Source organism: Pseudomonas gregormendelii (genome assembly GCF_017114825.1).
Classification (GTDB): domain Bacteria; phylum Pseudomonadota; class Gammaproteobacteria; order Pseudomonadales; family Pseudomonadaceae; genus Aquipseudomonas; species Aquipseudomonas gregormendelii.
In genome coordinates, this window is the sequence record NZ_JADEVO010000075.1 from 1 (window position 1) to 5757 (window position 5757).

Annotated in this window: 9 protein-coding genes; 1 reads left to right on the forward strand and 8 read right to left on the reverse strand. The window is 50.6% G+C overall.

The annotated features are described in order from the left end of the window. The 4 genes from IMW75_RS27495 to cynS form a co-directional block, all read right to left on the reverse strand. On the reverse strand, positions 1-74 hold a 74-nt coding region (locus tag IMW75_RS27495; protein ID WP_414704671.1), incomplete at its 3' end, for a glutaredoxin domain-containing protein. A gap of 27 nt (positions 75-101) precedes the next feature. After that, positions 102-764: a carbonic anhydrase gene (locus tag IMW75_RS26390; protein ID WP_205894261.1), complete on the reverse strand. Its 663-nt coding sequence runs from the start codon at positions 762-764 to the stop codon at positions 102-104. A 38-nt stretch (positions 765-802) separates the two neighbouring features. After that, positions 803-1051 (reverse strand): DUF2790 domain-containing protein, encoded by a 249-nt coding sequence (locus IMW75_RS26395; RefSeq protein WP_205894262.1) that lies wholly within the window; start codon positions 1049-1051, stop codon positions 803-805. Between the two features lie 102 nt (positions 1052-1153). Then, complete coding sequence (cynS, locus tag IMW75_RS26400) at positions 1154-1621, reverse strand: cyanase (protein ID WP_045061152.1); 468 nt, start codon at positions 1619-1621, stop codon at positions 1154-1156. A gap of 150 nt (positions 1622-1771) precedes the next feature. Between cynS and IMW75_RS26405 the strand changes: the two genes are divergently transcribed. Next, complete coding sequence (locus IMW75_RS26405; RefSeq protein ID WP_205894263.1) at positions 1772-2311, forward strand: cupin domain-containing protein; 540 nt, start codon at positions 1772-1774, stop codon at positions 2309-2311. Between the two features lie 570 nt (positions 2312-2881). Here IMW75_RS26405 and IMW75_RS26410 read toward each other — a convergent pair. The 4 genes from IMW75_RS26410 to IMW75_RS26425 all read right to left on the reverse strand — a co-directional run. Further along, positions 2882-3358 (reverse strand): nuclear transport factor 2 family protein, encoded by a 477-nt coding sequence (locus IMW75_RS26410; protein ID WP_205894264.1) that lies wholly within the window; start codon positions 3356-3358, stop codon positions 2882-2884. Between the two features lie 389 nt (positions 3359-3747). Then, positions 3748-4695, reverse strand: a complete 948-nt coding sequence (locus IMW75_RS26415) for a LysR family transcriptional regulator (protein WP_205894265.1) — start codon at positions 4693-4695, stop codon at positions 3748-3750. Positions 4696-5054: 359 nt separating this feature from the next. After that, entirely contained in the window at positions 5055-5447 is a 393-nt protein-coding gene (locus tag IMW75_RS26420; RefSeq protein WP_205894266.1) for a response regulator transcription factor, read from the reverse strand. 109 nt (positions 5448-5556) lie between these two features. After that, positions 5557-5757: response regulator transcription factor (locus IMW75_RS26425; protein ID WP_237142346.1), on the reverse strand; the 201-nt coding region annotated here is incomplete at its 5' end.

Sequence of the window (5757 nt, forward strand, 5' to 3'; positions counted from 1 at the left end):
TTAGAGTTCAGCAGTTGCTTAGCACCACGGCAGTAAGGGCAGGTGCTGGTCGTGTACATAGTGATTTCAGGCATGAAGAGTCCTCCTCATTTAGACGATTCTTAGGCTGCGGCCTTTTCTAGACGAGCGTGAACAGCGCAGGTATCAGGGTACTGTGCCAACGATTTAAAGCTGCGATTATCAGAGTCAAGAGCGTCAACCGATCCGGTTTCAATGTCGTAGACCCATCCATGCAAGTTCAACAAGCCTTTTTCCTGGGCTATGCGCACGCTTGGGTGAGTCTGGATGTTCGCCAATTGAGCGATAACATTTTCCCGGACCATCGAGCTTACTTTTGCCGCGTCATTGATGTGATGGCGAGACTCGTTAATGACTTTTGCGGACTCTGCATGTTGCAGCCAACCGGCGACAGCGGGCAGGTGGTCCATGCATTTGCACTTTGCGACAGCCGTCATCGCGCCGCAATCAGAATGGCCGCAGATCACGATGTCGGTCACCCCGAGCACCGCCACGGCGTATTCGACCGTTGCCGACACACCGCCTGGATGGGGGCTGTACGACGGCACGATATTGCCGGCGTTTCGGATCACGAACAGCTCACCAGGTTCTTGTTGCGTCAACAGTTCAGGTACTACGCGGCTATCGGAACACGTGATGAACAACGTACCTGGATGCTGCGTGGTGGCCAAGTGTTTGAATAGGTCCGTACGTTGCGGAAATGCTTCTTTCTGAAACTTCAAAAAACCTTCAATGAGCGCTTTCATGGGGTGTGCCTTTAACAGGTAGTTAAGTTGGGTAACATTTAGTTGGTACAGCCGCGACCTATCACGCTGTATTCAAGGACACGAGTGTCACCGTGCGAATCGTTGTAGGTCATTTGCACTGGCACTGGACCGCAGACGTCTGCTGCTTCAGTGATGTTGATGACCTTGGCAATATCCAAGTGCATGCCATAGACATACGGAGTGGCTTTTGGCGCAACCGAAGCTTCCTGTGCATAGGCCGACAACGAAGCTGTCAGAGACAGGGCGAGAAACAGAAATTTTTTCATGACGAATCCTCCATTTAGAATTGGTGAGTCGGGGGAAGTGGGTAAATGTGTTGAAGCAGGCCCGCTACGAGTGCGGGCCGAATTACATTTCCAATCGCTTTCTTAGAAAGGACGCAGTGGCAGGAACTTGCCGTCGAGGGTGATCACTGCGCGGTGGCCGCCTTCAGGATCTTCAACTTTTTTCATATCGAGTTTGAAGTTAATCGCGCTGATGATGCCGTCGCCGAACTGTTCGTGGACCAAGGCTTTCAAAGTGGTGCCGTAGATTTGGATCATTTCGTAGAAGCGGTAGATGGTAGGATCCGTGGGGACGCCCGAAAGGCTGCCACGCAGTGGGATAATTTGCAGGCGCGCTACCGAGTCGGCGTCCAGGTCCAGTTTTTTACCGATCACTTTCGCGGCAGTTTCTGGAAGTGGGTGCTGACCAAGAAGGGCGGCGGTCACGTAGGCCAGACCGAGGCCGGTGCCTTCTGCCATGTCTTCGAAAGACAGGTTTTTGCGGGCTTTGGCGTCCAGAATTTTAGCGGTCAGTTCGAGACTGGTGTCGTTGTAGGCGTGGGACTGTTGCATGGTGTTGCTCCTATCTGATGCTTGAGTAAGTGTTGCTGGATGAGTATTGCTTGGTGTGAAGCCATGTTCTGCCGTTTGCTGAATAGCGTCCAAGACCTATAAACAATGCTTTGCATAAGCTCTGCCTATAGGTACGAATCGGGAGTGCTCATGAACGTTGAAAACTCGGAAGCGATACTGCTGATTCCTGGCGGTTACTTGGTTTGGATTGATGTGGATGAGGCAAGCGTCGGTGGATCAGGAACGGCTATGCGCTTCGACTTGCCCTTGCATGCTCACAACCTGCCGTTGATGCATAGTCACGAAACAAAGCTTGTAGTGGCGCTAAGGGGGGAGTTGGATATTCGTATTGGTCGACAAAGAATTGCATTGCTGCACGAGGGCGATGCCATACAACTTGAACCGGGAATTGCGCACCGCATCCATCAAATCGGTTCAACCCCGAGTATGGTTGGTGCAGTGCTGTGGCCTGGCGCAGTTGAAAGAGCTTTCCGAGAAATTGCCGCGTTGGCCGAGCGAGGCACCTATCAACGTGGCGAGATGATTCGAATCTTCTCCCGATACGGCGTGATTTGGGCTGATCAACCTCTTACAGATAGTCGTCAAACAGTTGCTGTTAGACCTTTTTTCGATTTCCTGAGCGAAATGCCTAGCCCGCTCTCTCACGCGCTTGAGCACAGATGGAAATGATGGGCTGTTTTCTTAATTTCACGTTCAGGATGGCGAGAGAAAAAAAGCCCGCGGACGGCGGGCTCGGTGGCAACAATTGCATTTATTGGGGGGAGGGTGCATGCAGTCGGTTTCCTCTAACTTCTACCTGTTGACCGATGGCAAATTCTTTGCGCGGCGAGCGCACCACTCGTTCTTCACCGGTATTGCTTCGGACGGCGTAAGCTCGCTCCTCTAGACCGGTAGCCTTTTGCACTTCCCTGCCGCCGAAAATCCCTAGTGCAGCTCCGATTAATGCGCCTAACGGGCCGCCAGCGGCCCCGCCGATTAGGACGCCAGTGCCTGCACCAAATGCTGCCCCTGCTGTAGTGTCCTCAGCTTGCGAGAGGACTTCGTCAGCGCTTGCGTGAGACAGGTGGAACAGGGAAATTCCAACTAATAGAGTAAATGCATAAAATGGTTTCATGCTGCCTCCGATTGTTTAGCATGGCAGTATCAGCCATGCAGATCTGGTTAACGTGCTAGTCAACTAGTCGTATAGCGCTGCTTTTCTTTGCGCCATCGTCAGCTAATGCGAGGACTCCACCCTCCTCAAAGACCCAGGTCGGAAAGGCTTGGATGATCGTCCGGGCGACGGCCTAGGGGCCAACGGAACTTTCGATCTGACTCCTTGATGGGCATGTCGTTAATGCAGGCAAAACGGTGGGCCATTAGCCCATTTTCTGCGAATTCCCAATTTTCATTGCCATACGAGCGATACCAATTTCCGGAATCATCGTGCCACTCATAAGCGTACCGGACAGCAATACGATTTTCAGTGAACGCCCATAGCTCCTTGATAAGTCGATATTCCAATTCCTTGTTCCATTTTCGCGTAAGGAATGCCTGAGCCTCAGCGCGGTTGACAGCAAAATCGACGCGATTGCGCCATCTGGTGTCGGAGGTATAGGCCAATGCGACTTTTTCAGCATTTCGGCTGTTCCATCCATCCTCAGCCAGACGGACTTTGAGGGTTGCAGACTCACGATCGAAAGGCGGAAGGGGGGGGCGGGTTTCAGATTCAGCCATGATGACTACTCCACAATGAGGCGCATCGGGGGAAAGATTTATGGTTCGTCTAAAGCTTAGTTAAGTTAGGACCGTTTGGGAGACCTACCGAGCTTTTCGAGACTAAATAAATTCGTTGCCGTGTGAAAACATTCTTCTGCAACTGCAAACAAAAAATGACTAATTCTTGCGCCAGAATCCAACAAGCGAGTTTTAGCAGCAATGGTAAAGTGGCCAATTGAAGCGGTCCAAGAATCGAAAGAACTAACGCGGGTTTTGTTATGTAAGAACGGCCTAACGTGGGTTAGGCCTCATGCTACATAGCACATCGCCAGAAGCTATGCGGCCTAATATAGCTTTCACTTATCAGAACAATGACCGTACTTATTGTCAAATTGTTGAGCGAAATATTATGCTGCCTCCTTGGCCGGGATTAGATGTTCGATAGTTGCCCCTTTCTCGCAAAGGTGACTACTGATAAGTGCACGCAACCAGCGTTCACCAGGATCCGTATCTGAAGTCGCACTCCACGACATCGATAGGTCGAGCGCGGGGATGTTCAACGGAAGAGCATCCATTCGAAGACCACCTTGGCGAATCATGGTCTTGGCGACGTAATCGGGAACGACCGCAACCAATTGCGTGTCCTCGATTAAGGTTTTAAGCGCACTGTATTGTGGGACAGCCAAAACAACCTGGCGTTGGCGCCCTAAAGCCAGTAGCGCTCGGTCAACAGAGTCGATCACCTCACCTCTTAGTGACACGGAAACATGTGGACGCTCGCAGTACTCGTCGAGATCGATAGATCTGTTGTTGACATCTGAACTAAGAACTGTGGGGCGTATGGTTCGTAGGAATTTGCGCTTAGCGTTGGCTGGGAGGTCGCGGCTATGGCAGATGCCGAGAGACACCTCTCCTGTCGAAAGTTGGTCAGTCAATAGCGAGTGGTCGGTGCGGCGGATCACGAAGCTGACATGAGGAGCCTCGATACGTAGTTGTCGAATCAGGCTAGGTAGGAGTGAGTATTCGACATCATCTGACAGGCCTATTCTGAACACACTTTCACTCGTCTTAGGGTCAAATGCATTAATTTTACTCAATGCTGACGCAATGGAATCCAGAGCTGGGGTCAAACTGAGGTGTATCTCGACTGCTCTGCTGGTAGGCTCCATCTTCCGGCCCATACTGACGAAAAGTGGATCGTCGAAGAAGTGGCGCAAACGATTTAGAGAGGCGCTAATTGCAGACTGCCCGATGAATAATTTTTCTCCGGTACGCGTCAGGTTGTGCTCGTGCATTAATGTTTCAAACACAATCAGGAGATTAAAATCGATTTTGCGAAGGTCGGTCCTGTTCATGAGATCACCAGTGGAGCTAAGCTCCGTCAAGTGTGCGTCGGTGAGTGTCGAGCGAGAATTTGATTGGTGTGACGCTCGGCGCTTTTGAGCCTTTGAAACAGTGACGGTAGCTTGATCAATAAAACCCTGAAGCGTTGCAGGTTCCAGCGTTTATTGGAGTACTGCGTTCGTTGGCTTGACTTAAGATTAATTTGAATAAGCATAATTGGAAATTCTACTTGAGTAACTTTGTTCTACTGTGTGAGTCGTAGGTGCTAATACTAAAGTATAGGGGGTTTGTGTGACATACACGGACACCGGTGCACAAGCTATATTTTCTAGGGCTCTGAGTTTGGAACGGGTAGAACATTGGATGGTGTTTACATGCGAGCTGAGTGTGCGCGGGCGTTTGCTAGAGTACGTTCTATACAGTCTATAAGTACTTGGCCATCAAAAGGTTTACTCAAAAAGCAGACTGCTCCCCCTGCTTTAGCTCGCTGGCGTACAGACTCTTCTGGGTGAGCGGTAATAAAAATGATAGGGACATCGGGGCTATGGTTACACAGCTCACGTTGCAGGTCCAAGCCAGACATTCCTGGCATCTGAACGTCTGTAATCAAGCAATCGGTAACGTTGCGCTCGGTAGACGCCAAGAAATCCTCAGCGCATGAAAAAAGGTGAGATTCGTAGCCGAGTGAGCGCATTAAGCTACTCAACGCTATCCGCCCTGACTTGTCGTCATCAACGATCGAAATTATTGGGATTCTGGTCATGTTTATAACCTAGGTTCGGCAGGAAGCGGTTTGGTTGGGCAAGCTCCCGGCACGGTCTCCATTTTATGGTCGAAACCTTTTTAGGGAAATAACACACATGTATTAGCGGTCAGCGTTTCTGCCCTAACCCCAACAATTCGGCCATTCGTACTAGGTCTGCAAATGACTTAGCGCGCATCTTTTTCATCGCGTGACCGCGATGGATTTTGACGGTCACTTCACTCAGTTCCATTTCTCCTGCAATCTGCTTATTCATCAAACCTTTAGCCGCGTGGATCATCACCTCTCGCTCACGAGCCGTTAGCGTTAG